The sequence below is a fragment of the Micromonospora sp. LOL_023 genome, assembly GCF_048060115.1.
Classification (GTDB): domain Bacteria; phylum Actinomycetota; class Actinomycetes; order Mycobacteriales; family Micromonosporaceae; genus Micromonospora_E.
In genome coordinates this window covers 13,431-40,060 of sequence record NZ_JBHMIM010000058.1, presented here as the reverse complement: position 1 = coordinate 40,060, position 26,630 = coordinate 13,431, and the positions used below count along the sequence as shown (strand labels likewise).

At 71.1% G+C, this 26,630-nt stretch carries 20 protein-coding genes; 12 read left to right on the top strand and 8 right to left on the bottom strand.

The window, feature by feature from the left end; translation table 11 throughout:
- Positions 1 to 97: 97 nt before the first annotated feature.
- Together ACFHVL_RS25570 and ACFHVL_RS25565 are read right to left on the bottom strand one after the other, a co-directional pair.
- Positions 98 to 1,330, bottom strand: a complete 1,233-nt coding sequence (locus tag ACFHVL_RS25570; RefSeq protein ID WP_416630979.1) for a glycosyltransferase — start codon at positions 1,328 to 1,330, stop codon at positions 98 to 100.
- Between the two features lie 17 nt (positions 1,331 to 1,347).
- The gene (locus tag ACFHVL_RS25565; RefSeq protein ID WP_416630978.1) at positions 1,348 to 1,641 is read right to left on the bottom strand and encodes an antibiotic biosynthesis monooxygenase family protein; all 294 of its coding nucleotides are present in this window, start codon (positions 1,639 to 1,641) and stop codon (positions 1,348 to 1,350) included.
- A gap of 413 nt (positions 1,642 to 2,054) precedes the next feature.
- Between ACFHVL_RS25565 and ACFHVL_RS25560 the strand changes: the two genes are divergently transcribed.
- Positions 2,055 to 3,053, top strand: coding sequence for a TerC family protein (locus ACFHVL_RS25560; protein WP_416630977.1), 999 nt, complete (start codon positions 2,055 to 2,057; stop codon positions 3,051 to 3,053).
- A gap of 93 nt (positions 3,054 to 3,146) precedes the next feature.
- On the opposite strand, the gene typA is transcribed toward ACFHVL_RS25560, so the two are convergent.
- Both typA and ACFHVL_RS25550 read right to left on the bottom strand, forming a co-directional pair.
- Positions 3,147 to 5,012 (bottom strand): translational GTPase TypA, encoded by a 1,866-nt coding sequence (typA, locus tag ACFHVL_RS25555; protein WP_416630976.1) that lies wholly within the window; start codon positions 5,010 to 5,012, stop codon positions 3,147 to 3,149.
- Between the two features lie 77 nt (positions 5,013 to 5,089).
- Positions 5,090 to 7,219 carry an MMPL family transporter gene (locus tag ACFHVL_RS25550; RefSeq protein WP_416630975.1) on the bottom strand — a complete coding sequence of 710 codons (2,130 nt, stop codon included), beginning with the start codon at positions 7,217 to 7,219 and terminating at the stop codon, positions 5,090 to 5,092.
- A 128-nt stretch (positions 7,220 to 7,347) separates the two neighbouring features.
- On the opposite strand from ACFHVL_RS25550, the gene ACFHVL_RS25545 reads away from it, so the two are divergent.
- From ACFHVL_RS25545 to ACFHVL_RS25535, 3 genes are all read left to right on the top strand, one after another.
- Positions 7,348 to 7,893, top strand: coding sequence for a MarR family winged helix-turn-helix transcriptional regulator (locus ACFHVL_RS25545; RefSeq protein ID WP_416630985.1), 546 nt, complete (start codon positions 7,348 to 7,350; stop codon positions 7,891 to 7,893).
- Positions 7,883 to 9,520 carry a CocE/NonD family hydrolase gene (locus ACFHVL_RS25540; protein ID WP_416630974.1) on the top strand — a complete coding sequence of 546 codons (1,638 nt, stop codon included), beginning with the start codon at positions 7,883 to 7,885 and terminating at the stop codon, positions 9,518 to 9,520. Before ACFHVL_RS25545 ends, ACFHVL_RS25540 begins: the two co-directional genes overlap by 11 nt.
- Positions 9,521 to 10,056: 536 nt before the next feature.
- On the top strand, positions 10,057 to 10,872 hold the full coding sequence (locus ACFHVL_RS25535) for an N-acetylmuramoyl-L-alanine amidase (protein WP_416630973.1): 816 nt from the start codon (positions 10,057 to 10,059) through the stop codon (positions 10,870 to 10,872).
- A 75-nt stretch (positions 10,873 to 10,947) separates the two neighbouring features.
- On the opposite strand, the gene ACFHVL_RS25530 is transcribed toward ACFHVL_RS25535, so the two are convergent.
- Positions 10,948 to 11,907 (bottom strand): alpha/beta fold hydrolase, encoded by a 960-nt coding sequence (locus ACFHVL_RS25530; RefSeq protein ID WP_416630972.1) that lies wholly within the window; start codon positions 11,905 to 11,907, stop codon positions 10,948 to 10,950.
- Positions 11,904 to 12,821 (bottom strand): SDR family NAD(P)-dependent oxidoreductase, encoded by a 918-nt coding sequence (locus ACFHVL_RS25525; protein ID WP_416630971.1) that lies wholly within the window; start codon positions 12,819 to 12,821, stop codon positions 11,904 to 11,906. Before ACFHVL_RS25525 ends, ACFHVL_RS25530 begins: the two co-directional genes overlap by 4 nt.
- A 434-nt stretch (positions 12,822 to 13,255) precedes the next feature.
- On the opposite strand from ACFHVL_RS25525, the gene ACFHVL_RS25520 reads away from it, so the two are divergent.
- On the top strand, positions 13,256 to 14,158 hold the full coding sequence (locus ACFHVL_RS25520; RefSeq protein WP_416630970.1) for an SDR family oxidoreductase: 903 nt from the start codon (positions 13,256 to 13,258) through the stop codon (positions 14,156 to 14,158).
- Positions 14,159 to 14,256: 98 nt separating this feature from the next.
- On the opposite strand, the gene ACFHVL_RS25515 is transcribed toward ACFHVL_RS25520, so the two are convergent.
- Complete coding sequence (locus ACFHVL_RS25515; protein ID WP_416630969.1) at positions 14,257 to 14,907, bottom strand: MBL fold metallo-hydrolase; 651 nt, start codon at positions 14,905 to 14,907, stop codon at positions 14,257 to 14,259.
- A 210-nt stretch (positions 14,908 to 15,117) separates the two neighbouring features.
- Here ACFHVL_RS25515 and rsgA point away from each other — a divergent pair, with 210 nt between their 5' ends.
- A complete protein-coding gene (rsgA, locus tag ACFHVL_RS25510) occupies positions 15,118 to 16,185 on the top strand; it encodes a ribosome small subunit-dependent GTPase A (RefSeq protein ID WP_416630968.1) in 1,068 nt (355 codons plus the stop codon).
- Between the two features lie 38 nt (positions 16,186 to 16,223).
- Here rsgA and ACFHVL_RS25505 read toward each other — a convergent pair whose 3' ends face one another.
- Positions 16,224 to 17,297: an LCP family protein gene (locus tag ACFHVL_RS25505; protein WP_416630967.1), complete on the bottom strand. Its 1,074-nt coding sequence runs from the start codon at positions 17,295 to 17,297 to the stop codon at positions 16,224 to 16,226.
- A 508-nt stretch (positions 17,298 to 17,805) separates the two neighbouring features.
- Here ACFHVL_RS25505 and uvrA point away from each other — a divergent pair.
- The 6 genes from uvrA (at position 17,806) to whiA (ending at position 26,616) form a co-directional block, all read left to right on the top strand.
- Positions 17,806 to 20,817 carry an excinuclease ABC subunit UvrA gene (gene uvrA / locus ACFHVL_RS25500; protein ID WP_416630966.1) on the top strand — a complete coding sequence of 1,004 codons (3,012 nt, stop codon included), beginning with the start codon at positions 17,806 to 17,808 and terminating at the stop codon, positions 20,815 to 20,817.
- Between the two features lie 119 nt (positions 20,818 to 20,936).
- Positions 20,937 to 21,425 (top strand): Rieske (2Fe-2S) protein, encoded by a 489-nt coding sequence (locus ACFHVL_RS25495; protein ID WP_416630965.1) that lies wholly within the window; start codon positions 20,937 to 20,939, stop codon positions 21,423 to 21,425.
- A 90-nt stretch (positions 21,426 to 21,515) separates the two neighbouring features.
- Positions 21,516 to 23,465: an excinuclease ABC subunit UvrC gene (uvrC, locus tag ACFHVL_RS25490; protein ID WP_416630964.1), complete on the top strand. Its 1,950-nt coding sequence runs from the start codon at positions 21,516 to 21,518 to the stop codon at positions 23,463 to 23,465.
- A 234-nt stretch (positions 23,466 to 23,699) separates the two neighbouring features.
- On the top strand, positions 23,700 to 24,599 hold the full coding sequence (rapZ, locus tag ACFHVL_RS25485) for an RNase adapter RapZ (RefSeq protein ID WP_416630984.1): 900 nt from the start codon (positions 23,700 to 23,702) through the stop codon (positions 24,597 to 24,599).
- On the top strand, positions 24,596 to 25,582 hold the full coding sequence (locus ACFHVL_RS25480) for a gluconeogenesis factor YvcK family protein (RefSeq protein WP_416630963.1): 987 nt from the start codon (positions 24,596 to 24,598) through the stop codon (positions 25,580 to 25,582). Before rapZ ends, ACFHVL_RS25480 begins: the two co-directional genes overlap by 4 nt.
- Positions 25,583 to 25,635: 53 nt before the next feature.
- Positions 25,636 to 26,616, top strand: a complete 981-nt coding sequence (gene whiA, locus ACFHVL_RS25475; RefSeq protein ID WP_326552989.1) for a DNA-binding protein WhiA — start codon at positions 25,636 to 25,638, stop codon at positions 26,614 to 26,616.
- Positions 26,617 to 26,630: the final 14 nt, after the last annotated feature.

The following is a 26,630-nucleotide window of genomic DNA, read 5'->3' as shown; positions in this document are numbered from 1 at the left end:
ACCCACCGACACCGGGCCACCCCCGCACACCCAAAACCCGCCGTGGTACAGGTGATTTACCGGTCAGATCGCCGGGGCGCGGGGGTGGTGCAGATGGTCAGGGGAGGGCGGCGAGGACTTCGGCGCAGCCGTCCTCGGTGGCGATCCGTTCGGCGAGGCCTCGGGCACGTGCGGCGTGCTCCGGTCGGTCGACCACGGTGCGGATCGCGTCGGCCAGCCGGTCGGCGGTCAGCCGCCGGGCCGGGATCGGCTCGGCCCCGACGCCGAGTCGCACCAGCCGCGCCGCCCAGAACGGCTGGTCGGCGATGGCCGGCACGGTGACCGACGGCACCCCGGCGCGCAACGCGGCCGCGGTGGTACCGGCCCCGGCGTGGTGGACGACGGCGGCGACCCGGGGCATCAGCCAGTCGTGTGGCACCTCGCCGATGCGCAACGCGTCGTCGTCGGCGACCCGCAGGTCACCCCACCCGGCCTGCACCACCGCCCGTACGCCGGCCCGCCGCAGCGCCGTGCCGATCGCCGGGCCCGCCTGTGGGTCGAGCACCGCCATGCTGCCGAAGGTGATCAGCACCGGCGGGGGACCGGCCCGCAGAAACTCGGTCAGCTCCGGCGGCGGTGCCCATCCGGGGTCGCTGGCGGGCCACCAGTAGCCGACCATCTCCAGGCCGGGACGCCAGTCGGTCGGGCGGGGCAGCACCGATGGGCTGACGCCGTGCAGCACCGGCCAGCGCGCCCGTTCGGCCTGCGCCAACAACCGGGCCAGGCTGACCGACGGCAGGCCGAGTCGTCGTCGCAGGCGCCGGGACGCCCGGTCGTACGCCCGGGCGCTGACCGCCGAGCCGGCCAGTCCGAGCAGCCGGTTGCCGCGCCGACCCCACGACCGGTCGCCGAGCAGTACGGGTGGAAAGTCACCGGTCGGGGCCACCGGTTGCAGGAACACGCCGATGCTCGGTATGCCACGTCGTTGCGCCACCGAGTAGCCCAGCGGCGCGGTCGTGGTGGCCAGCAGCAGCAGATCGGCGTCGACGCCGACGTCGAGCAGGCCGTCGCCGAGAGCGTCGAGGTAGCGCCGGCCCTGGCTGGCGAACTCGACGGTGCCGCGCAGGCTGCCGCCGTACCGGTGCAGGCGCTGTCCCTCGGCGGTGCGTTGCGCGGCGTACGGATCTCCGGGCAGCGGGCGGAAGTCGAGCCCGGCGGTGGTGACCAGGTCGGTGAAGTTGTCGTGGGTGGTCAGGGTGACCTGGTGGCCGGCGGCGCGGAGCGCCTGCCCGAGACCGGTGTAGGGCGCGACATCGCCGCGGCTGCCGGCGGTCACGATCTCTACCCGCATGGTGGCGCCGCCGCGACTCAGGCGGGCACGTCGACGAAGTGCTCCACCAGCGGCGCGGCGGCGAAGTACGGCCCGATCAGGTCCCGCCAGCGGGGGAACCGGTCGCTGGCCCGGAAGTTCTCCTCGTGCGCGGCGACCGAGTCCCATTCGACGAGCAGGACGAAGCGGGTGGGGGTCTCGACACCTCTGGTCATCCGGACCGAGTGGCAGCCGGGGGTGGTGGCCAGAAGCTCGTGGCCAGTGGCGTAAGCCCGGGCGAAGGCCGCCTCCTGGCCGGGCTGGACGTCGATGAGCGCGATTTCAAGGACCATGGCGGGAAGCGTCGCACATCAGTGGGCCGACATCGGCTCGGGTGGGTCGATCGGCGTGGCCGTCGGGGCCCGCCCCGCTGCCAGCCAACCAAAGAGCTAGCCTCCTAGGATGAATCAGAGGTAGTGCTGATGGTCACCTTCACCCTGGCCCGCTGTGTTCATTCGTCCCCTGGTAGGCAACAATGGCGTCAAAGGAGGGGAGTACTCCTTCGCGCTGGCGTCGTCAGCACGGTCGGCCCGGCTCGCCGGATCGACCCGGTGCCAGCGGTCATCGTGGGCCGGACCATCGAGTCCCGGTCGTGTGATGGCGGAAGAGACCTCCGTCAGTCACTGCTGCGTGCATCTCCACCCGCTCTGGGCCGGTCGGTCCGGGGCGGCTCTGGGCGGTGCCGTGTGTCTGCCGGAGGTCCGAGTTGAATATTCCTGCCTGGGTATGGCTGGTCAGCCTGGTCGTGTTGACTGCGGTGCTGATCGCCGACCTGCTGATCATCGTCCGCCGCCCGCACGAGCCCAGCATGCGCGAGTCCGCGGTCTGGACGGTCTTCTACATCGTGCTCGCGGTGATCTTCGGTCTCGGTGTCTGGGCGACGTCCGGCAGCCGCTACGCCGGGGAGTTCTTCGCCGGGTACGTCACGGAGAAGAGTCTGTCCGTCGACAACCTCTTCGTCTTCGTGATCATCATGGGTCGCTTCGTGGTGCCACGGAAGTACCAGCAGAAGGTCCTGCTGGTCGGGGTGGTGCTGGCGTTGATCCTGCGCGGCGGGTTCATCGCCGCTGGCGCCGTACTGATCTCCCAGTTCTCCTGGGTGTTCTACATCTTCGGCGCGTTCCTGATCTACACCGCGATCGGGCAGCTACGGCACGACCAAGCGGCCGAGGAGTTCTCCGAGAACGCGGTGATCAGGTGGAGCCGTCGGGTGCTGCCGGTCTCCGGTGCCTACGACGGCGGCCGGCTGACGACGGTGACCGAGGCGGGTCGGCGGATGTTCACCCCGATGCTGATCGTGATGATCGCGATCGGGTTCACCGACCTGATCTTCGCCCTCGATTCGATCCCGGCGATCTTCGGGATCACCGAGGAGCCGTACCTGGTCTTCACCGCCAACGTGTTCGCCCTGATGGGGCTGCGGCAGCTCTACTTCCTGCTCGGCGGGCTGCTGAACCGGCTGGTCTACCTCGGCATCGGGTTGGCCGCCGTGCTCGGCTTCATCGGGATCAAGCTGGTCCTCGAGGCGCTTGCCGACAACACCGTGTTCTTCATCAACGGTGGGGAGCCGGTCGGCTGGGCACCGCACATCCCGATCTGGCTGTCGCTGACGTTCATCTTCGTGACGTTGGTGGTCACGACGGTGGCGTCGTTGGTCAAGTCGTCGCGCGACCGCAAGCGCGAACTCGCCGACATCGTCAAGTGAGGGCTGCCGGCCTCGTCACGTGAGGGTTGGTGATCTCTTCAGACGAACCGGCCTGGTCGGGGTCGCCCGCAGGCGACCCCGACCAGTGACCGATCAGTTCTGGTGTTTGCGCCGGGCCTGCGACCGGGCCCGGGTGGTCTGGTCGAGGATGACCTTGCGCAGCCGGATCGCCTCGGGCGTCACCTCGACGCATTCGTCCTCCCGGCAGAACTCCAACGCCTGCTCGAGGGAGAGCTTGCGGGGCGGGACCAGCCGCTCCAGCTCGTCAGCGGTCGACGACCGCATGTTGGTGAGCTTCTTCTCCTTGGTGATGTTGACGTCCATGTCGTCGAGGCGGGAGTTCTCGCCGACCAGCATGCCCTCGTACACCGGGGTGCCGGGCTCGACGAAGAGCGAGCCGCGTTCCTGCAGGTTGAACATGGCGAAGCTGGTCGCCACCCCGGTCCGGTCGGCGACCAGCGAACCGGTCGGCCGGGTACGCAGCTCGCCGAACCATGGCTCGTAGGACTCGAAGACGTGGTGCAGGATGCCAGTGCCGCGGGTCTCGGTGAGGAACTCGGTCCGGAAGCCGATCAGCGCACGGGCCGGGACCAGCCACTCCATCCGGATCCAGCCGGTGCCATGGTTGACCAACTGCTCCATCCGGCCCTTGCGGGTGGCCAGCAGCTGGGTGATGGCCCCCAGGTAGTCGTCCGGTGCGTCGATGGTCAGCCGCTCCACCGGCTCGCAGGTGCGTCCGTCGATCTCCCGGGTCACCACCTGTGGCTTGCCGACGGTCAACTCGTACTGCTCGCGGCGCATCTGCTCGACCAGGATCGCCAGGGCGAGCTCACCGCGGCCCTGTACCTCCCACGCGTCGGGGCGTTCGGTGGGCAGCACCCGCAGCGACACGTTGCCGATCAGCTCGCGGTCCAGCCGGTCCTTGACCAGCCGGGCGGTGACCTTCGAGCCTTTGACCTTGCCGGCCAGCGGTGAGGTGTTGGTGCCCAGGGTCATCGAGATGGCCGGCTCGTCGACGGTGATCAACGGCAGCGGCCGCGGGTCGTCGGCGTCGGCCAGCGTCTCGCCGATCATGATGTCCGGGATCCCGGCGACCGCGATGATGTCGCCCGGTCCGGCGGAGTCGGCCGGTTTGCGCTCCAGGCCCTCGGTCATCAGTAGTTCGGAGATCCGGACCTTCTGTTGGCTGCCGTCGGTGCGGCACCAGGCGACGGTCTGGCCCTTGCGGATGTTGCCCTGGCGGACCCGGCACAGCGCGAGCCGGCCGAGGAACGGTGAGGCGTCGAGGTTGGTCACGTGGGCCTGCAGCGGCGCGTCCGGGTCGTACGCGGGCGCGGGGATGGTCTCCAGCAGGCTGCGGAACAGCGGTTCGAGGTTGTCACTGTCGCCGGGCACGGAACCGTCGCCCGGCTGGGTCAGCGAGGCGATGCCGTCGCGGGCGCAGGCGTAGAGGATCGGGAAGTCGATCTGTGCCTCGTCGGCGTCGAGGTCGAGGAAGAGTTCGTACGTGTCGTCGACGACCTCTTTGATCCGGGCGTCCGGCCGGTCCACCTTGTTGATCACCAGGATGATCGGCAGCCGGGCCTGCAGCGCCTTGCGCAGCACGAAGCGGGTCTGTGGCAAGGGTCCTTCGCTGGCGTCGACCAGCAGCAGGACGCCGTCGACCATGGTGAGGCCACGCTCCACCTCGCCGCCGAAGTCGGCGTGCCCCGGCGTGTCGATGATGTTGATGACGACCGGGTCACCCTGGTCGGGCAGGTAGGTGATCGCGGTGTTCTTGGCCAGGATGGTGATGCCCTTTTCCCGCTCCAGGTCCATGGAGTCAAGCGCGCGGTCGGACATTTCAGCACGGGTGTGCAGTTGGCCGCCTTGGCGCAGCATCGCGTCAACCAAGGTGGTCTTACCGTGGTCGACATGCGCGATGATGGCCACGTTGCGGAGATCGGAGCGGGTCTGCATGGCTCTATCCTCCCGGAATCCGGTTGGCCGCCCGCCAGCGGGTCCGCCAGGATCACCCAGCTGGCGGGCGTTGCCGGTCACCGCAGGTCAGCGCCGGCGGCGTGGGGTGGGTGCAGTCCCTCGGCGGGGTCGGTCGGCGGGGTCGGGTCGGGCAGGCGGGCGAGCGCGCTGGGCCACCAGAATCGGCGTCCCAGCACCATCGCGATCGCCGGCACCAGCAGGGTCCGCACCAGCAGGGTGTCCAGCAGTACGCCGAATCCGACGATGATCCCGATCTCGGTGAGGGTGACCAGTGGCAGTACCCCGAGGACGGCGAAGACCGCGGCGAGCAGGATGCCGGCACTGGTGATCACGCCGCCGGTGACGGCCAGCGCGGTCCGCATCCCCTGCCGGGTGCCCTGGGTGGGGGTCTCCTCCCGGGCCCGGGTGGTCAGGAAGATGTTGTAGTCGACGCCGAGGGCGACCAGGAACAGGAACGCCAGCAGCGGCACGCTGGTGTCCAGCGCGGGGTAGCCGAGGACCTGGGTGAACAGGGCGGTGGCGGCGCCGAGCGCGGCGAAGAAGGTGGCGACGACGGTGCCGACCAGGATCAGCGGCGCGACCAGGGAGCGCAGCAGCACGATCAGCACCGCCAGCACCACGATGAGCACCAGAGGTACGACGACCCGCAGGTCGCGCAGGGCCGCTTCGCGGGCGTCCAGGTTGGCGGCGACGGAGCCCCCGACCAGGGCGTCGGCGTCGGGTACGGCACCGACGGCGGCCCGCAGGTCGCGGACGGTCTGGTAGCTCTGCGCGCTGTCCGGCTCGGCCCGTAGGACGACCTCGATGACGGTGCGGTCGTCGTCGCCGCCGGTGGGTCGGGCGCTGGCGACTCCGTCGACGATGCCGACGGCGTCGAGCACCTGTTGTTCGCGGTCGGCGTCGGCGACGACGAGGACCGGGTCGGCGGTGCCGGCCGGGAAGGACCGGGACAGGGTGGCGAGTCCGTCGATGGATTCGGCGCTGACCCGGAACTGTTCGGTCTTGCTGAGGCCGAGTCGGGCGTCGAGCAGTCCGGTGGCGAGGACGGCGAGCAGCAGCACCGATCCGGCCAGGACGGTGCGGGGGCGTCGGCTGACCAGGTTGCCGGCGCGGGCCCAGATCCCGGTGCGGGTGGGGTCGGCCTGTCCGGGGCGGGGGATGAAGGGCCAGAACAGTCCGCGTCCGCACACCGACAGGGCGGCGGGCAGGACGACGAGTCCGTACAGGGCGGCGGTGCTGATGCCGACGGCGCCGGCGACGCCGATCGCCCGGTCGTTGGCGAGGATCGCGGCGAGCAGGGTGAGCAGGCTGAGTACGACGGTGAGGGCGCTCGCGGTGATCGCCGGTCCGGCGGAGCCGAGTGCGCGGCGCAGCGCTCGGCGGCGGTCGGGTTCGCGGCGTAGTTCCTCGCGGTAGCGGGCGATGAGCAGCAGGGCGTAGTTGGTGCCGGCGCCGAAGACGAGGACGTCGACGATTCCGGTGGTGGACGGGTCGATCCGCAGGTCGATGGCGCGGCTGACGATGGCGATGAGTCCGTTGCTGACCACGTCGGCGGTGCCGACCACGGCGAGCGGGACGAGCCAGAGCCAGGGGCTGCGGTAGGTGATCAGCAGCAGGGTGGCGACGACGGCGACGGTGGCGGCGAGCAGGGTGATGTTGGCGCCGTCGAAGGCCGCGGCGACGTCGGCGGTGAATCCGGCGCCGCCGGTGAGTTCGGCGGTGGTGCCGTCGGGCAGGCCGGCGCTGGCCTCGGCGCGTAGCCGGTCGACGATGTCGCCGAGCCGTTCGATGTCGATCTCGGCCGGCAGCGGGACGGCGACCAGTGCGGCGGTCCGGTCGGGTGCGAAGACGGGTGGGCTGACCTCGCCGCCGACGGCGTCGCGGGCGAAGGCGTCGCGGTCGGCGGCGATGGCCGCTTCGTCGGCGGCGGTGAGCGGGCGGCCGTCGCGGGAGTAGACGACCAGGGCCGGGTTGAGCTGCCCGCCCGGCAGTTGCCGGCGTAGCTCGGCGACCTGGACGGACTCGGCGGTGTCGGGTAGGGCCCCGGTGGGGTCGTTGCCGGTGCGGGGGTCACCGGCGAGGGCGATCACCAGCGTGGAGAAGGCCGCTGCGGCGAGCAGCACCAGCCAGGCGGTCCATCTGCCGCAGATGATCGCGGTCAACCGGGATCCGATCGTGGTTGCCATCGCTGGCCTCGTCCCTCGCTGGCCGCCAGATATTACGGCTGTCGAATATCTCGTTCATCGAAACTATAGCGGTACTGGGATAGGGTTTCGCCAGGGCGTCGAACGGAGGACCAGGGTTGAGCGCCGGCGTGTGGGGGCCCCGGCCGAGTGGTCGGCAGGCCGTGGTGGCCGAGATCATCCGTCGGCTGCGCGGCTACACCGTCGAAGCCGGTCACGTCGGGCACGCCTTCGCCGCGTTGCACGACCTGCACGCCACCGACCTGCAGGCGCTGATCGCGGTGATGGACGCCGAACAGTCCGGTGACCCGATCACCCCGGGCGTGCTGGCTACCCAGCTGAACCTCACCTCCAGTTCGGTGACCGCGCTGGTCGACCGGCTGGAGCGGGCCGGGCACCTGCACCGCGACCGCGACGCCAGCGACCGGCGCAAGGTGCGGCTGCGGTACGCGGCCGGCGGTGCGGAGCTGGCCCGGGAGTTCTTCGCGCCGCTCGGGCAGCGCACCGACGCGGTGATGGCCGACTTCACCGACGACGAGTTGGAGACGGTCCGGCGGTTCCTGGCGGCGGTGGGGGACTCCATCCGGGCGCACCGCGACGAGGTCCGCGCCGCTGCCCGCACCGTCGTGCGCCCCGGACCGGCACCGACGACACCGGCTGACGGTGATGCCGGCTGACCGCCCGCCGGGCGGGCGTCGCGCCCGGGTCGGCCCGCGACGGCTGATCCGGGTCCGCCGGGACCTGCCGGTGCGTACCCGTGACGGGCTGCGGCTGAGGACCGACCACTACGTCGCGCCGGTCGGTCGGGCGCCGGCTGTGCTCATCCGTACGCCGTACGGCCGTGGTGGTCCGGTTTGGTTGCTCGGCCTGCTGCTGGCCCGCCGGGGCTGGCACGTCCTGGTGCAGTCCTGCCGGGGCACCTTCGGCTCCGACGGGGAGTTCGAGCCGTTGCGCCACGAGCGGGCCGACGGGCTGGACACCCTGGAGTGGTTGCGTCGCCAACCCTGGTACGACGGCCGGCTCGGTACCTTCGGAATCAGTTACCAGGGTTTCGGGCAGTGGGCGAGCGCGGCGCACGCCGGTGCGGATCTGCGGGCCATGGTCGCCGTGGTCACCGCCGCGCAGATTCGCGATTCCACGTACGCGGGCGGCTCGTTCTCGCTGGACACGATCCTGACCTGGGCCGAGCTGCTCTCCGCGCAGCGGGTGCCGTGGCTGGCCCGGCGGCGCGAACTGCTGCGGGGCCAGCCACGGCTGAGAGCCGGCTTGGCGCACCTGCCGTTGGCCGAAGCGGACCGGGTCGCGACCGGGGCGGCGGTGCCGTTCTTTCAGCAGTGGCTGGATCAGCACCAGCCGGGTGCCGCGTACTGGCGTGCCCGGACGTTCCACCGGGAGATCGCCCAGGTGCGGGCCCCGGTGTCGATGGTGACCGGGTGGCACGACATTTTCCTGACCGCCCAGTTGGCCGACTACGCCGCGTTGCGGGCCGCTGGCCGTCGACCCGCGCTGACGATCGGACCGTGGACCCATGGCAGTCCCGGTCTGTTCCGGACCGCGGTGCGGGAGGCGGTGTCGTTCTTCGGCGCGCATCTCGACGCCGAGCCGGCGTCGGCGCCCGGTGCGCGGGCACGGCCGGCCCCGGTCCGGGTACATGTGGCCGGCGCTGGTTGGCGGCACGTTTCCGACTGGCCGCCGCCTGCGACGCCGACCCGCTGGTGTCTGTGGCCCGGCGGGCGGTTGGACCGCGCGGTGCCGCCGGTCTCCGCGCCGGACCAGCACGGCTACGACCCGGCCGACCCGACCCCGTCGGTCGGCGGTGCCCTGTTGGTGGCACAGCGGGCCGGGGTACGCGACAACCGGGCATTGGAGGCTCGTGCGGATGTGCTGACGTACACCAGCGCTGTCCTGGATCGGCCGTTGGAGGTGATCGGCCCGGTCACCGCCGAGGTCTTCGTGCGCGGCGAGCTGCCGCACTTCGACGTCTTCGTCCGGCTGTGCCGGGTCGACCGGTGGGGGCGTTCCTGGAACGTCTGTGATGGACTGACGCGGGTGGACGGTGGGGTCGTCGGGGTGGGCGACGGTGTGCGCCGGGTGCAGGTGGCGCTGTGGCCGACGGCATGTCGGTTCGGGTCGGGGGACCGGCTGCGGGTGCAGGTCAGCGGGGGTGCCCATCCGCGTTGGGCGCGTAATCCGGGCACTGGTGAACCGTTGGGCAGGGCTCGGACGCTGCGTGCCGGGCGGCGGTGGATATTCCACGACCCGGCGCGTTCCTCGGCGCTGTGGTTGCCGGTCACGCAGGGTTGACGTACGTCTGACAACAATGGCCGGTCGTTGCGCGCGGAGGCAGGCCCAAGTTCGTCAATGAACGTGTTGATTTGCATACTCTGAGTTATTTCCGCTGGTCAGAAGCTTGTTGATCGCGCTATTCTCGAGACAAGGCACCGGCGGACGGGGTATGCGACCACTGGGTCGACGGACACCGGGCGATCGGGCCGCCGCCCCACCGACGTGCCAGCTGACACGTGGGTGACCGGCCTGGCCGACCGGTGCTCACAGTGGATCGCGCTAGCTTGCCGGCGGCACTGCTCCTGCGGGCGAGCGATGCACGCCGGCTGGCCACCGCGAGCCGGGCCCATTCCCGTCGACAACGACCGATCGTCGACCCGACGCCGACCGACGAGTCGACCGACACCGGTCGCCCGTCGACCCGACGCCGGTCGATCCCACCTGCGCCGGACCGGGCCCACCGGTCGGATCCGGCCCCACCCGTACAGCCGGGGAACCGGCGGATCCACCGATCCGGCCGACACACCGACCGGCTGGGAAAGGAGGCAATCCACATGGGAATTTGGACCGATCTAGCGACCTGGCGGGGTCCCACCGTCAACAGCGGTAACGGCACCGGCGCTCTCAACGAACCGGCGGATCGGCTCGACGAACACCATGGAATCGTGGTGCACATCGCCGCCGGCTACTTCGAGGGCACGATCGCCTGGCAACGCAATCCGGCGTCGCGGGTGTCGTCACACTTCGTGGTGGCCAAGGACGGTCGCGTCGCCCAGATGGTGGATACCGAGATTCGCGCCTGGACCCAGCGGGCCGGCAACCGTACCTGGCTCAGCATCGAGAACGAGGGGTTCCTGCCGGACCGGCTGACTCCGCAGCAGGTGGAGGCCAACGCCCAGTTGCTGGCCAGGTCACACCGCGAACATGGCGTTCCGGTCCGCAACGCGGACAGTCCGCTCGAACGAGGCCTCGGTCATCACAGCATGGGTGCCGAGCAGGGCTTCGACTGGGGGCACAGCCAGTGTCCCGGCCCGGCGATCGTCGCCCAGAAGCCGACGATCGTCGCCCGGGCGGCACAGATCATCACCCCGGTCCGGCCACCGGCGCCACCGCATCCACGTTGGATCATCGACCTCGACGACCCGGGAGACAACGTCATGTACCTCGTACAGTGCACCACCCAGACCCCGAACCCGATCTTCGTCGTCCACGACAGCGGCAAGGTACGCCACATCGGCCCGGCGGAGCTGGCCTATCTGCGGAGCCGCACCGGCGACGACGCCGTACCCACGATCACCGAGTCCGAGGTGTCCGCCTGCTCCCGGCTGCTGGCCGAGGCCCGGGTCTCCCAGGGCTTCCTGCAAAACTGACAGCACCGACAGACCTGACCGGACCCGGCCGGCCGGGTCCGGTCAGCCCTACCGGCCCGGCCGGCACCGCCTCGGTCAGCCCGCCGACGATGAACGCCTTCTCCTTTCCTCGGTCGGCAGTAGGTCGGTCGTAGGAAGCTGGGTGCGGACACCGCTGGCACCTCCCCGGACAGCTGCCAGCTCGTCGAGGAAACCGTGGATCACCCGGGCGAACTCGACCGGATTGTCGTGACTCATCGCGTGCACCACGCCGGGCAACCGGACCAGCCGGGCGTCCGGAGCCTGCCGCCGCAGTTGGGCGACCCATTCGTCGGATACCAGCGGGTCGCGGGTGCCGCGGCACACCAGCACCGGCGCGCCGACCCGGGCGATCTTGTCCTCGGGCCGGTCGACCAGCGCCGCGGCGAAGGTCCGCAACACCCGGCGGACGCCGGCCCGCCGGTAGCTGGTCACCTGCAGCCGTCTCAGCCGCCGCGACTGGGTGGCCCGCTCGCGCTGCCAACGCCACAGCTGGCCAAGCCAGCTGCGCCGATCCCGGTCCACGATCGGGCTGGCCAGCACCACCGCCGACACCCAGTCGGGGGCTTGCGCCGCCGTCTCCAGCACCACCTGGCAGCCGAGCGAGACACCGACCAGCACCACCGGCTCGGTGACCACCGCCGGTAACCAGCTGGCCAGGGCGGTGCCAACTTCGGCGACCCCGGGCACCGGATCCGGCTTGCTGCTGTGGCCACAGCCGGGCAGGTCCGGAGCCAGGACCGTCCCGCTGGTCGCGAGCCGCCGCGCCACCGGGACGCAGAGCCCGTCGGCCACCCCGAAACCGTGAACCAGCACGACGGGCGGGCGTCGGCCGCCGCGTACCGCGTCGGCTGTGATCACCGCCGGCTGCCGCCAGCACAGGCTGGCGATCGTCCAACCGGTGTCCGCCGGCGCACCGGCGCGAACGCGCCAGCTCGGCGCGGCGGGGACCTCGACCCGGCCGGTGACCGGCTGCGGCGCCGGCACGGCCGGCGACGGAGTGAGCAGCGTGCTCATCGGACGCCGCGTCCCGGCCAGGAGGCCAACGCCGGCTGTCGGCCCCCGGTCACCCGGGCCCCGAGCGGCTCCGGACACATCACGTTGCCGCCGGTGTGGTCGACGGACTCGTGGGCGAAGTGGGTTCGTGGCACGGTGCGGGCACCGGCCCGTTCGGTCCTCGCCGGCAGCAGCCGGGCGGCGAGCACCCCGAGCCGGGCGCCGGCCCCGACGTGAACCTCCCGGCGGGGCCGGCGAATCAGTCGGCCGACGGCCTGCGCCACCTGGTCGGCGTCGCCGGGGCGGGTCGGCGGCACCACCCGCCGGCCGGTCCAGTTGGCGGCGTTGCGCAGCAACGGGGTGTCCGCCGGCCCGGCCACCACCGTGCACACGGCGATCCCCGGCACGTCGCGGACCTCCTGGCGGGTGCAGTCGCTCAACGCCCGGACGGCGTGCTTGCTAGCCACGTACGCGCTCTGCTGTGGTGCCGGCACCCAGCAGGCGACCGACGACACGTTGATCAGGGTGCCGTGCCCCTGGTCCCGGAACCAGGGCAGGACCGCGCGGACGCCGTGGTAGGTGCCGAAAAGGTTTGTCTGCACCACCTGATGCCACAGCGGTGCCGGGGACTCCTCGACCGGACCGAACAGGTTCACCCCGGCGTTGTTGACCCAGACGTCGATGCGGCCGAAGCGGGCTACGGCGCGCCGGGCGGCGTCGGCCACGGCGTCGGCGTCGGTCACATCCAGCGGTGCCACCAGCACCTGCGCGCCCCGACCACGGCATTCGGCGGCCAACGTCTCCAGAGAGTTCTCCCGCCGGGCGAGCAGCACCAGGGTGGCGCCGGCCGCGGCGAAGCGTCGGGCGCAGGCCCGGCCGATTCCGCTGGACGCACCGGTGACGACGACGATCCGGTCGTCGAGGTGTCTGGACACGGTTTCCTCCTGACAAGGATGCGGGTGACGGTCAACCCATCGGCGGTACGCGAACGGCAACGCCATCGGCCGTCCCAGGTCCGCCACCGGGGACAGGGCCGCGCCGGCTCGCCGTCGCCGAAGCGGTTGACCTCCGAGATGCCCGCCACCTGCAGAGCCGGGGCGGCCCGGGGGCCGAAGCCCGCCGGACCGCACCGTCGGTGCCCGTCCTGTCCCGCGTACCCATGGGGTTTGCTGCCGTCCCGCTCGGCCGTCCCAGCCGCGTCGCCCCGGCGCGGCGCAGGGCGACTGCCCAGCGGAGCCGGGTCGAAACCTGATCGGGTCCTTCGCGGGCTGCCCGGTGGCGGTAGCGGCGGTTTCCGTCCGGGCCGGTGCGGGTAGGGCTGCGGTGGCCACCACCCCGTCACGTCCCTACCGCGAGGAGCGAACCAGTCATGGGCGACGACAGCCAGCACCTCCGGCAGGATCCGACGCGGCAGTACGGCCAACGGCAGGGGCAGCCGGTGCAGAAGCAGCACCCGCCGGGCAGCACCGCGAAGATGGATCCGCCGCCGGACCACGGCGAACGGAGCTACCGGGGCAGCGGCAAGCTGACCGAGCGCCGGGCGGTGATCACCGGTGCGGATTCGGGCATCGGCCGGGCGGTCGCGCTGGCGTTCGCCCGCGAAGGCGCCGACGTGTGCTTCTCCTACCTGCCGCAGGAGGAACACGACGCGCGGCAGACGGCCCGGCTGATCGAACAGGCCGGTCGGCGGGCGGTGCCGGTGCCGGGCGACATCACCGAGGAGCACCAGTGCGTGGAGTTGGTACGCCGGGCCGTCGAGGAGCTGGGCGGCATCGACATCCTGGTCAACAACGCCGCGTACCAGATGGCGCAGGAGAAGGGGATCGCGGAGATCTCCACCGAGCAGTTCGACCGGGTGTTCAAGACCAACCTGTACGCGCTGTTCTGGATCTGCAAGGCGGCGGTCCCGCACATGCCGTCCGGATCGAGCATCATCAACACGTCGTCCATCCAGGCGTTCGATCCGTCGCCGTCGCTGCTGGACTACGCCACCACCAAGGCGGGCATCGTGAACTTCACCAAGGGCCTGGCGATGAACCTGGTCGACCAGGGGATCCGGGTGAACTCGGTGGCGCCCGGCCCGGTGTGGACGCCGCTGATCCCGGCGACGATGCCGCCGGACTCGGTTGAGCGGTTCGGCACCCAGTCGCCGATCGGCCGGCCGGCGCAGCCGGCGGAGCTGGCACCGTCGTTCGTCTTCTTCGCCTCGCAGGAGTCCAGCTACACCACCGGCGAGGTGCTCGCCGTGACCGGCGGTCGGCGCACGATCTGAGTGACCGCGTTCGCTGTATCGAGCCGGTGACCACGATCGCCGTGCCGGGACGGGTCCGCAGCGTTGAACAGGAGCGCCTGCCGGGTCTGACCGTCGACCTACCAGCCGCGGGCCCGCCACTGAGGCAGCGACGGGCGTTCGGCGCCCAGCGTCGAATCCTTGCCGTGGCCGGGGTAGAACCAGGTGTCGTCGGGCAGCCGGTCGAACAGTTTCCGCTCCACATCCGTCATGAGCTGCTGAAACGCGCCTGCGCTTGTTGTTCTTCCAGCCCCCCCAGGGAAGAGGGCGTCACCGGTGAACAGGTGCGGGACGCCGTCGGGATCGTGGTAGAGCAGGGCGATCGAGCCGGGGGTGTGCCCGACCAGGTGGATGACCTCCAGGGCGCAGTCGCCGACGGCGACCCGGTCGCCGTCGGCGACCGTCCCGGTGACCACAGGTAGTTCGTCGGCGTCGGCCGGGTGGGCGAGCGACGCCGCACCGGTGGCGGTGACCACTTCCTCCAGCGCCACCCAGTGATCCATGTGCCGGTGGGTGGTGACCACGGTGGTCAGCCCGGCCGGACCGACCAGCTGCAACAGCCGGGGCGCCTCGTTGGCCGCGTCGATCAGCACCTGCTCGCCGGTGGCGTGACAGCGCAGCAGGTAGGCGTTGTTCGCCATCGCGCCGACCGCGACCTTGGTGACGCTCAACGCGGCCAGCTCCCGCACCTGCGGCGGGCCGCCGACGACGACATCTCCCTGGTAGGGCACCGGATCCTCCTACTGGTAGTGGCCTGGACGGAATTGGCTTTCCCGGGGTGCCGGATGAAGGCTACCGTTGCCGTGACGCGTCAGGCAGAACTCATGGAAGGAGGTGATGACGACCGTGACTGTGCGCTGCGGTCCGTCCGCCGCCCCTTTCCTCCGGTGCCACCCGGCCGAGCCGGTCGGTGTGCTCCCCTCGACCTGACAAGGGTTGCCATGACGTTCGATCTCACGTCCCTCGGTTGGGACGCCTTCTACGATCGTGCCCTGTCCACTCTCGACACCACCGACCGGCCGGGCCGGGTAGCCCGGGTGGACCGTGGCGTCTGCACCGTACTGGTCGCCGAAGGCCTGGTCCGGGGCAGCCTCGCCGGTGCGGTCCTGTCCGTCGCGGCGGCCGACCCCGCGGCCCTGCCCTGTGCCGGCGACTGGGTGACCGTGCGGACCTGGCCGGATCAACGGATCACCGTGGAACAGGTGCTGCCCCGGCGTAGCGCGGTCGTGCGCCGTACCGCCGGCCGGGACTCCACCGGTCAGGTGCTGGCCGCCAACGTCGACGTCGCCGCGGTGGTCGAGCCGATGCACCCGACGCCCGACATCGGCCGGATCGAACGGTTCCTCGCCCTGATCTGGGAGTCCGGCGCCGAACCGGTCGTGCTGCTGACCAAGTGTGACGCCGTCGCCGACCCGGCGGCGGTGGTCCAGCTGGTCGCGGGGTCCGCGCCGGGGGCGCGGGTGCTCGCGGTCAGCGCTCAGCGCGGCGACGGGCTGGCCGAGGTACGGCCGTACGTGGCGGTCGGGCGGACGCTTGGCCTGCTCGGGCCCTCCGGTGCGGGCAAGTCGACACTGGTGAACGCCCTGGCGCAGGCGGAGGTGATGGGCACCCAGTCCATTCGGCGGGTCGACGGCAAGGGTCGGCACACCACCACCTACCGGGCGCTGATCCCGATTGCCGGCGGCGGCGCGGTGCTGGACACCCCGGGCGTACGAGCGGTGGGCCTGTTGGACGCCGCCGGCGGGCTCGACGAGGCGTTCGCCGACGTCGCGCAGCTCGCCACCGAGTGCCGGTTCGCCGACTGCGGACACGGCAACGAGCCGGGCTGCGCGGTCCGTGCCGCGCTCGCCTCGGGTGACCTGCCGGTACGCCGGTGGGAGAGCTGGCAGCGGCTGCAACGGGAGGCGGCGTACGAGATGCGCCGTCGCGACGTGCGGCTGGCGGCGGCGGAGCGGGCCAAGTGGAAGCGGGTCAGCAAGGAGAACCGGGAACGGTACCGGCAGCGGTGAGCGCCGCCGGTACCGAGGTCACGGCGGGCGTCCCACCGTCAACTGACGGTGGGATGCTCGCGCAGCCATTCGTCGACGGTGTCGGTGCGGATCGCCTCGTAGAGCGCGGCGGCCTGAGCTTCGTCGGGGAAGACCACGCTCTGCCCGTCCTGCTGTCCGGTGCCGGACGACGGCGAGGTGAGCATGGTCAGGTCGGCACTGCGTAGTTGCCGTAGCGCCCACACCGTGTCGAACACCGAGGTGCTCTCGTCGACGCTGACCGCGTCGGCGGTGGCACGCAGGAAATCGTTGAGCCGGCCCGGGTCGGTGAGCAGCCCTTCGCCGCTGGCCTGGTCCAGCACGGCGGCGATGATCTCCTGCTGGTGGCGCACCCGGGTGAAGTCGCCGTCGGTGAACTGGTAGCGCTGGCGGGCGTAGTCGAGCGCGGTGTCGCCGTCCATCTGCTGCAGCCCGGCGGTGAACTGCCGGTACGGCGGGTGGACCGAGGTGAACGACTCGTCGACGGCGAGCTCGATGCCGCCGACCGCGTCGATGATCTCGGCGAACCCGCCGAAGTCGATCAGCACGACGTGGTCGATGCGGACGCCGGTGAACGCCTCGACGGTCTGTACCAGCAGCGGCGTGCCACCGTTCGCGTACGCTGAGTTGATCTTGTCGTCGTGTCCGCCGTCGGTGCCGGTCGGGTCCGGCACCCGTACCCACGTGTCGCGGGGGATCGAGACCAGCTGGGCGCTGTCGCGGTCGGCCGGCAGGTGGGCCAGGATGATGGTGTCGGTGCGCGAGCCCGAAGTGTCGGGATCCCGTGAGTCGCTGCCGACGATCAGGAAGTTCGCCGCCTTCTCGACCGCCTTGACGGGGCGCTGCGCCTGCGGCAGGGCGGTGAAGACCTCGACCTTGTCGACCTGTGACTCGACCGACCGGGCGTAGAGCCAGCCGGCGGTGGCGGTCCCGCCCACCACCAGCAGCAGGGACAGGCCGGCGATCAGCAGGGTGAGGCGCAGCCAACGACCGCCGCGCCGGCCGGCCGCCGGTGGGGAGACTTCGTCCAGGTTCGGACCATCCTCGGAGGGCACTGATGGTTGCGTCGTAGTGTCGGCTACCTGATCGGCCATGAGATGAGACGGTACGTCGCCACGTGGCGGGTCGACACCGCCGGCTCGGCTGATCTGTCCCGACCGGCAGGGGAGGGGCCGACCCGTCCCACCCCCCGATCGGACGGGCCGGCCCGCTGACGCGTGGAGGAACCCCTACTCCACGCGAGGTCAAATGGTGCCTTGACCGATATATGGAGTATGGCGAACGGTCGGCGGTCCCCGTGCCGGTTTCAGCGGACCCGCCGGCAACGTTGCCCCGATCGGGGGACATCGCGCGGGTGACCGGGCGCCAGGTGTGTCCCCGAAAGTTGTCGGACCCCGGGGCTACAGTTGCCCAGGCGCGCGGCGCGTCGCTGTTCAGCAGGGCGTCGCTGTTCAGCAGGCACTGCGTCCCCGAGCGGACCCGGTGGCCTTGCCCCGCGGCTCGCACGACAGCTCCAGCTCGCACGACAGCTCAGCTCGCACACAGCTCAGCCGGATACACCTGACCCTGCACATCTCAGCATTCAACGGGAGCAGCCGGACCGTGGCCGACCGATTGATCATCCGTGGCGCGCGTGAGCACAACCTCCGCGACGTCAGTCTCGACCTGCCCCGTGACGCGCTGATCGTGTTCACCGGGCTCTCCGGCTCCGGCAAGTCCAGCCTGGCCTTTGACACGATCTTCGCCGAAGGGCAGCGGCGGTACGTGGAGTCACTGTCGTCGTACGCGCGGCAGTTCCTCGGTCAAATGGACAAACCGGACGTCGACTTCATCGAGGGGCTTTCGCCGGCGGTCTCGATCGACCAGAAGTCCACCTCCCGCAACCCGCGTTCGACGGTCGGCACGATCACCGAGGTCTACGACTACCTGCGGCTGCTGTTCGCCCGAGTCGGTGAGCCGCACTGCCCGGTCTGCGGGGAGCGGATTTCCCGGCAGACTCCGCAGCAGATCGTCGACCGGGTCCTGGCGATGCCGGAGGGCACCCGGTTCATGGTCCTCGCCCCGGTGGTGCGTGGCCGCAAGGGCGAGTACGTGGACCTCTTCGCCGACCTACAGGCCAAGGGGTACGCCCGGGCCCGGGTCGACGGGGTGGTGCACCCGCTGACCGAGCCGCCGAAGCTCAAGAAGCAGGAGAAGCACACCATCGAGGTGGTCGTCGACCGGCTCACCGTCAAGGCCGGCGCCCGGCGGCGGCTGACCGACTCGGTGGAGTCCGCCCTCGGACTGGCCGGCGGCATCGTGCTGCTCGACTTCGTCGACCTCGCCGAGGACGACCCGGGTCGGGAGCGACGCTACTCCGAACACCTCGCCTGCCCGAACGACCACCCGTTGGCGATCGAGGACCTGGAACCGCGGGTCTTCTCCTTCAACGCGCCGTACGGTGCCTGCCCGGAGTGTGTCGGGCTGGGCACCAAGAAGGAGGTCGACGCCGAGCTCGTCGTCCCGGACATCGAGCGCACCCTGCGTGACGGGGCGATCCAGCCGTGGTCCGGTGGGCAGACCCAGGAGTACTTCCTGCGGCTGCTCGCCGCCCTCGGCGAGGCCGAGCACTTCGACCTGGACACGCCGTGGCGCAAGCTGCCCAGCCGGGCCCAGAAGACGGTCCTCTACGGCTCCGACGACCAGGTGCACGTGCGCTACCGCAACAAGTACGGCCGGGAGCGCTCCTACTACACCGGCTTCGAAGGCGTGATCCAGTGGATCGAGCGGCGGCACACCGACACCGAGTCGGAGTGGTCACGGGACAAGTACGAGGGGTACATGCGCGACGTGCCCTGCGGGTCCTGCGGCGGCGCCCGGCTCAAGCCCGAGGTGCTGGCGGTCACCGTGGCCGGCCGCAACATCGCCGAGGTCACGGCGTTGTCGGTCGGTGACTGCGCCGATCTGCTCGCCGGCCTGGTGCTCACCGACCGGCAGAAGCTGATCGCCGAACGGGTGCTCAAGGAGATCAACGCCCGGCTGCGGTTCCTGGTCGACGTCGGCCTGGACTACCTGTCGCTGGACCGGCCGGCCGGCACCCTCTCCGGCGGTGAGGCGCAGCGGATCCGGCTCGCCACCCAGATCGGCTCGGGCCTGGTCGGGGTGCTGTACGTGCTCGACGAGCCGTCGATCGGCCTGCACCAGCGGGACAACCACCGCCTGATCGAGACCCTGGTGCGGCTGCGCGGTCTCGGCAACACGCTGATCGTCGTCGAGCACGACGAGGACACCATCCGGACCGCGGACTGGATCGTCGACATCGGGCCGGGTGCCGGCGAGCACGGCGGCCGGATCGTGCACAGCGGCTCGGTGCAGGATCTGCTGGCCAGCGAGGAGTCGCTGACCGGGGCGTACCTGTCCGGTCGGCGGGTCATCCCGGTGCCGGCCAGCCGGCGTCCGCTGACCGCCGGGCGGGAGCTGGTCGTGCACGGGGCGCGGGAGCACAACCTACGCAACCTGACCGTGCCGGTCCCGCTGGGTCAACTCGTCGCCGTCACCGGCGTCAGTGGCTCCGGCAAGTCGACCCTGGTCAACGACATTCTCTACACCGTGCTGGCCAACCAGATCAACAACGCCCGGCTGGTGCCCGGCCGGCACAGCCGGATCAGTGGCCTGGAGCAGGTGGACAAGGTCGTCGGGGTCGACCAGTCGCCGATCGGCCGTACGCCGCGGTCGAACCCGGCGACGTACACCGGCGTCTTCGACCACGTCCGTCGGTTGTTCGCCGAGACGACCGAGGCCAAGGTCCGCGGCTACGGTCCGGGGCGGTTCTCCTTCAACGTCAAGGGCGGCCGCTGCGAATCCTGTTCCGGTGACGGCACGATCAAGATCGAGATGAACTTCCTGCCGGACGTCTACGTGCCCTGCGAGGTCTGCAAGGGTGCCCGGTACAACCGGGAGACCCTCGAGGTCCACTACAAGGGCCGCACCATCGCCGAGATCCTGCAGATGCCGATCGAGGAGGCGGCCGACTTCTTCGAGGCCATCCCGGCGATCCACCGGCATCTGAAGACCCTGGTCGACGTCGGACTGGGCTACGTACGGCTTGGTCAGCCCGCCCCCACCCTGTCCGGCGGCGAGGCCCAGCGGGTCAAACTCGCCTCCGAGCTGCAGAAGCGGTCGACCGGGCGGACCATCTACGTGCTCGACGAGCCGACCACCGGGCTGCACTTCGAGGACATCCGCAAGCTGCTGACCGTGCTCTGCGGCCTGGTCGACAAGGGCAACACCGTGGTCGTGATCGAGCACAACCTCGACGTGATCAAAACTGCGGACTGGCTGATCGACATGGGTCCGGAGGGCGGTCACCGGGGCGGTACCGTGGTGGCGACCGGCACCCCGGAGGAGGTCGCCGAGGTCGCCGAGAGCCACACCGGGCAGTTCCTGCGCGGCGCGCTCGGCTTGACCGGGGCCCCGACCGGCGCACCGGCGGCGACGTCGCGTGCGGCCAAGGCCAACGGCAGCACCCCGGCGAAGGCCGCCGGCAAGTCGGCCGGTGCACCGGCACGCTCCAGCAAGGCGACCACCGGGACGCCCCGGGCGCCCCGCAAGGCCGCCGTGCCTAGTCGTCAATGAATCGGCACCAGGCACATCGCTGCCGTCAAACCGGGATGAACCGTTCGTGATCAGCGTCCGTGTCTACTGGCGTGGCCACGGACGACCAGCCGTGGCAACCAACGAGGAGGTCCAACCGCATGACTGAGCACCAGACGACGACCGACGCCAATCCGACCAGCCGCCGTGCGCTGCTGATCGGAGCGGGTGGGGTCGGGGCGACCGTCGCGCTGGCCGCATGTGGCACCGGTAACGACGACGAATTGGGTAGCGGCGCCGGGAACCCGCCGATCGACGACGGCCAGAGCAGCGGTTCGGACGGCGGTGGCGAGACCAGTTCCGGCGGCGAAGGACTCACCACCAGCCAGGTGCCGGTCGGCGGCGGGATCATCCTTGCCGGCCAGGGCGTCGTGGTCACTCAGCCAGCAGCAGGCGAGTTCAAGGCGTTCAGCAACGTCTGCACCCACCAGGGGTGCCCGGTCGCCAACCTCGACGGCGGCACCATCAACTGCACGTGTCACTTCAGCAGCTTCTCCATCACCGACGGCTCGGTGCTGTCCGGCCCCGCCCCGTCGCCGCTGGAGGAGAAGGCCGTCTCCGTCGATGGCGAGGCCATCACGGTGGCGTGACGCCGGCCGGCTCGTGGCCGCCGGGTGCGTGCGGCACCCGGCGGCCGCGAGCCGGCCAGCCTGTCACAGCCCTCGACTACGCTGGCGGCGATGGCAGATCCGTCCAGCTACCGTCCCGCCCCCGGCACGATCCCGGACGCCCCCGGCGTCTACCGGTTCCGTGACCCCACCGGCCGGGTCATCTACGTCGGCAAGGCCAAGAGCCTGCGCAGCCGACTCAACTCCTACTTCGGTGACCTCTGGCAGCTGCACCAACGCACCCAGCAGATGGTCACCACCGCGGCCGCGGTCGACTGGGTGACCGTCGGCAGCGAGGTCGAGGCGCTGCAGCTGGAGTACCTCTGGATCAAGGAGTACGACCCTCGGTTCAACGTCCGCTACCGCGACGACAAGTCCTATCCCTACCTCGCGGTCACCCTCGACGAGGAGTTCCCCCGGCTGCAGGTCATGCGGGGCGCGAAGCGCAAAGGAGTGCGCTACTTCGGGCCGTACTCGCACGCCTGGGCGATCCGGGAGACCCTCGACCTGCTGCTGCGGGTCTTTCCCGCCCGCACCTGTTCTGCCGGGGTGTTCAAACAGGCCGGTCACGTCGGGCGCCCCTGCCTGCTCGGTGACATCGGCAAATGCTCGGCACCGTGCGTCGGGCGCGTCGACGTCGCCGACCACCGGGCGATCGTCGACGACTTCTGCGACTTCATGGCCGGGCGTACCGACACGATGGTCCGGCGCCTGGAACGGGAGATGCGCGACGCCTCCGACGCGTTGGAGTTCGAGCGGGCCGCCCGACTGCGCGACGACGTCGCCGCGCTGCGCAAGGCGATGGAGAAACAGACCGTCGTGCTCGGCGACGGCACCGACGCCGACGTGGTCGCCTTCGCCGAGGATCCCCTCGAAGCCGCCGTGCAGGTGTTCCACGTACGCGGCGGCCGGGTGCGCGGCCAGCGCGGCTGGGTGGTGGAGAAGGTCGAGGAGCTGACCACGGCCGACCTGGTGCACCACTTCTGCACCCAGGTGTACGGCCCGGAACAGGGTGAGACCGACGTGCCCCGGGAGTTGCTGGTGCCCGAGTTGCCGGCGGACGCGCCGGCGCTGGCTGACTGGCTCAGCGATCGGCGGGGCAGCCGGGTGACGCTGCGGGTGCCGCAGCGCGGCGACAAACGCGTGCTGATGGAAACGGTGGGCCGCAACGCCGGCGAGGCGCTGACCCGGCACAAGCTGCGTCGGGCCAGCGACCTGACCACCCGGGGGCAGGCGTTGGAGGAGATCGCCGAAGCGCTCGGGCTGGCCACCGCGCCGCTGCGCATCGAGTGCTTCGACGTGTCCCAGATTCAGGGCACCGACGTGGTGGCCAGCCTGGTGGTGTTCGAGGACGGCCTGCCGCGTAAGGCCGAGTACCGGCGGTTCGCGGTGCGGGGAGCCACCGATGATCTGTCCGCGATGAGCGAGGTGCTGCGCAGACGCTTCGCCCGCCACCGTCCGACCGCGTCGTCGACGGCGGTGGCGGAGCCACCGGTGCCGGCAGCGGAAGCCGAGCCGCCGCCGGCAGTCGACCCGCAGACCGGGCGGCCACGCAGGTTCGCGTACCCGCCGCAGTTGATCGTCGTCGACGGCGGCGCCCCGCAGGTCCAGGCCGCCGCCGCGGTCCTGGCCGAGCTCGGCGTCGACGACGTGGCGCTGTGCGGCCTGGCGAAACGGCTGGAAGAGGTCTGGCTGCCCGCCGACGACTACCCGGTCATCCTGCCGCGCACCTCCGAAGGGCTGTACCTGCTGCAGCGGATTCGCGACGAGGCACACCGGTTCGCGATCAGCTATCACCGGCAGCGCCGGTCGAAACGGATGATCGCCTCCGGGCTGGACGAGGTGCCCGGGCTCGGTGACGTGCGTCGCAAGGCCCTGCTGAAACACTTCGGATCGGTACGCCGAATCGCCGCCGCCACCGTCGAGGAGATCGCCGAGGTGCCCGGCATCGGGCGGCGTACCGCTGAGACGATCATCGCTCAGCTCGCCGGGTCGTCGGATACCGACCAGGATCGCCCCTAGAATCCATCTGTGGTGTCGACCGGCGCGCATCCGGCGCGCGGCGCACCCGGGGGCGGGAGGACCGTGAGGCAGCACAGCCTGAGTTCGGGAGACGACGTCACCCGTGACACCACCGGCGTGGCCGACAGCCCGCCGGCCGCTGGCGCGGCTGGTGACGACGGGCAGGCCGCTGGCGCGGCTGGTGACGACGGGCAGGCCGCTGGCGCGGCTGGTGACGACCTGGCAAGTAGCGCGGTGCACGACGGTGAGCCCGCCGAGTACCCCGCCGAGCAGGACGAAGCCCGGCTGGTGGTGGTGACCGGCGTCTCCGGCGGTGGTCGCAGCACCGTCGCCCGCGCGCTCGAGAACGTCGGCTACTACGTGGTGGACAACCTGCCGCAGGCGCTGCTGCTCGACATGGCCGAGCTGGCCATGCGGGCCGGCGGCGCGGCCCGGCGTACCGCGATGGTGCTCGACGTCCGCAGCCGCGCCTTCTCCACCGACCTGGTCGGGGCGATCCGGGCCCTCAAGGAGCGCGGCCACCAGCCCCGGGTGGTCTTCGTCGACGCCGCCGGCGACGTACTGATCCGCCGGTTCGAAAGCGTCCGGCGGTCGCATCCGTTGCAGGGCGACGGACGACTGGCCGACGGGATCGCCGCCGAGCGGGAACTGCTCGCCGAGGCCCGTGACCAGGCCGATGTGATCATCGACACCTCGCACCTCAACGAGAACCAGCTCCGCCGCCGGGTCGAGGAACTCTTCGGCGGCGAGGACGCCCGACGGTTGCGGGTCACCGTGCTCTCCTTCGGCTTCAAGTACGGACTGCCAGCGGACGCCGACTTCGTGATAGACGCGCGTTTCCTGCCCAATCCCTACTGGGTGCCGGAACTGCGGGAGTACACCGGCCGGGAGCCGTCGGTCAGCGGCTACGTTCTCAGCCAGACCGGCGCCGACGACTTCGTCCGCAACTACGCGGAGCTGATCAGCGCCACCACGTCCGGGTTCGAGCGGGAAGGCAAGCGGTACCTGACCGTGGCGGTCGGCTGCACCGGCGGCAAACACCGCAGCGTCGCCATCGCCGAGGAACTCGCCGTCCGGCTGCGGCAGGCCCTGTTGTCGGTCAACGCCCAGCACCGCGACCTGGGGCGCGAGTGAACGCACTTCGCGTGGTGGCCTTCGGCGGCGGGCACGGGCTGGCCGCCTCACTGCGCGGGCTGCGGCACGCCGGTGTCGATCTGGAGTTGGATCTCACCGCGGTGGTGACCGTCGGCGACGACGGCGGATCCAGCGGCCGGCTGCGCGCCGATCGGGGTGCGTTGCCACCGGGCGACCTGCGTCAGGCGCTCGCCGCGCTGGCCGGGCCGGAGCCGGCCGACCAGTTGACCGCCGAGTTGTTCCAGCACCGGTTCGCCCCGGTGCCGGGCGAGGCGCCGTCCGGCGACCGCCCCGACCCGCTCACCGGGCACGCGGTCGGCAACCTGGTGCTCTGCGGCCTGATGGAGCTGCTCGGCGACCCGGTCGTCGCCCTCGACCACGTCGGCGGGCTGCTCGGCGCGACCGGGCGGGTGCTGCCGATGTCCTGTGAGCCGGTGTCGATCGAAGCGGACGTGCGCGGCGGTGATCCGCGCCGGCCCCGCGAGGTGGCCACCATCAGTGGCCAGCACGCGGTCGCGGTCACCCGGGGGCGGGTCGAGTCGGTGCGGTTGCTGCCGAAGTCGCCCACCGCCTGCCGGCCGGCGATCGAGGCGGTCCGCCGCGCCGACTGGTTGATCTTCGGACCGGGAAGCTGGTACACCAGCGTCATCCCGCATCTGCTGGTGCCCGACCTGGCTGCCGAGATCGTGGCGAGCCCGGCCCGCCGGCTGGTCACCCTGAACCTGGCGGCCGAGAAGGAGACGCTCGGTCTGTCGGTCGCCGACCATCTCGCCGCGTTGAGCTGGTACCTGCCGGAGCTGCGGGTCGACACGGTGCTCGCCGACGGCAAGGCGGTGGGTGATCCCGACCCGGTGGCCCGTGCGGCAGAATCGCTGGGTGCACGCCTGACGCTCGCAACGCTGGCGGTCGCCGACGGCAGCCCTCGGCACGATCCTGTCGCGCTGGGGGCCGCACTGGTGCCTGTCCTGGGCTCCGCTCGTTAAGCACGTACGTATCGGCACCCGCCGTCAAACCGGCCCCCGTGAGGTGAATGACTATGGCGATGACCGCTGCCGTCAAGGACGAGCTCAGCCGGGTCGACGTACCCAAGCCGTGTTGCCGGCGCGCCGAGATGGCGGCGCTGCTGCGCTTCTCCGGCGGGCTGCACATCGTCGCCGGCCGGGTCGTCGTCGAAGCGGAGCTGGACACCAACGCGGTGGCCCGCCGACTGCGTCGCGAGGTGGCCGACGTGTACGGCTACCCCAGCGAGATCCACGTGCTCAGCCCCAGTGGGCTGCGCAAGGGCAACCATTTCATCATCCGGGTGGTCAAGGACGGTGAGTCGCTGGCCCGCCAGACAGGGCTGTTGGACGTACGTGGTCGCCCGGTGCGGGGCCTGCCTCCGCACCTGGTGTCGGCGAACGTCTGCTGCGCGGTGTCGGCGTGGCGCGGTGCGTTCATGTCGCACGGCTCACTGACCGAGCCCGGCCGGTCGAGCGCGTTGGAGATCACCTGTCCGGGCCCGGAGTCGGCCCTGGCGCTGGTCGGGGCCGCCCGCCGGCTCGGCATCACCGCCAAGGCGCGGGAGGTGCGCGGCGTCGACCGGGTCGTGGTCAAGGACGGTGACGCGATCGCCGCGCTGCTCACCCGGGTCGGCGCGCACTCCAGCGTGCTGACCTGGGAGGAGCGGCGGGTACGCCGGGAGGTGCGGGCCACGGCGAACCGGTTGGCCAACTTCGACGACGCGAATCTGCGCCGGTCGGCGCGGGCAGCGGTGGCCGCCGCCGCCCGGGTGACCAGGGCGTTGGAGATCCTCGCCGACGACGCGCCGCGGCATCTGACCTCGGCAGGTCGGTTGCGGTTGGAGCACCGCCAGGCGTCGCTGGAGGAGCTGGGGGCGTTGGCTGATCCGCCGTTGACTAAGGACGCGATCGCCGGCCGGATCCGGAGGCTGCTCGCCTTGGCCGACAAACGCGCCCACGACCTCGGCATTCCAGACACGGAAGATGCGGTGACGGCGGAGATGCTCGTCGGATGAACACCTGATGTGAA

What these genes read in the sequence shown, in the direction of transcription:
- ACFHVL_RS25570 (WP_416630979.1), bottom strand. Translation starts at nt 1,330, where the DNA reads ATGCGGGTAGAGATCGTGACCGCCGGCAGCCGCGGCGATGTCGCGCCC.
- ACFHVL_RS25565 (WP_416630978.1), bottom strand. Translation starts at nt 1,641, where the DNA reads ATGGTCCTTGAAATCGCGCTCATCGACGTCCAGCCCGGCCAGGAGGCG.
- typA (WP_416630976.1), bottom strand. Translation starts at nt 5,012, where the DNA reads ATGCAGACCCGCTCCGATCTCCGCAACGTGGCCATCATCGCGCATGTC.
- ACFHVL_RS25550 (WP_416630975.1), bottom strand. Translation starts at nt 7,219, where the DNA reads ATGGCAACCACGATCGGATCCCGGTTGACCGCGATCATCTGCGGCAGA.
- ACFHVL_RS25540 (WP_416630974.1), top strand. Translation starts at nt 7,883, where the DNA reads ATGCCGGCTGACCGCCCGCCGGGCGGGCGTCGCGCCCGGGTCGGCCCG.
- ACFHVL_RS25535 (WP_416630973.1), top strand. Translation starts at nt 10,057, where the DNA reads ATGGGAATTTGGACCGATCTAGCGACCTGGCGGGGTCCCACCGTCAAC.
- ACFHVL_RS25530 (WP_416630972.1), bottom strand. Translation starts at nt 11,907, where the DNA reads ATGAGCACGCTGCTCACTCCGTCGCCGGCCGTGCCGGCGCCGCAGCCG.
- ACFHVL_RS25520 (WP_416630970.1), top strand. Translation starts at nt 13,256, where the DNA reads ATGGGCGACGACAGCCAGCACCTCCGGCAGGATCCGACGCGGCAGTAC.
- rsgA (WP_416630968.1), top strand. Translation starts at nt 15,118, where the DNA reads ATGACGTTCGATCTCACGTCCCTCGGTTGGGACGCCTTCTACGATCGT.
- ACFHVL_RS25505 (WP_416630967.1), bottom strand. Translation starts at nt 17,297, where the DNA reads ATGGCCGATCAGGTAGCCGACACTACGACGCAACCATCAGTGCCCTCC.
- ACFHVL_RS25495 (WP_416630965.1), top strand. Translation starts at nt 20,937, where the DNA reads ATGACTGAGCACCAGACGACGACCGACGCCAATCCGACCAGCCGCCGT.
- uvrC (WP_416630964.1), top strand. Translation starts at nt 21,516, where the DNA reads ATGGCAGATCCGTCCAGCTACCGTCCCGCCCCCGGCACGATCCCGGAC.
- whiA (WP_326552989.1), top strand. Translation starts at nt 25,636, where the DNA reads ATGGCGATGACCGCTGCCGTCAAGGACGAGCTCAGCCGGGTCGACGTA.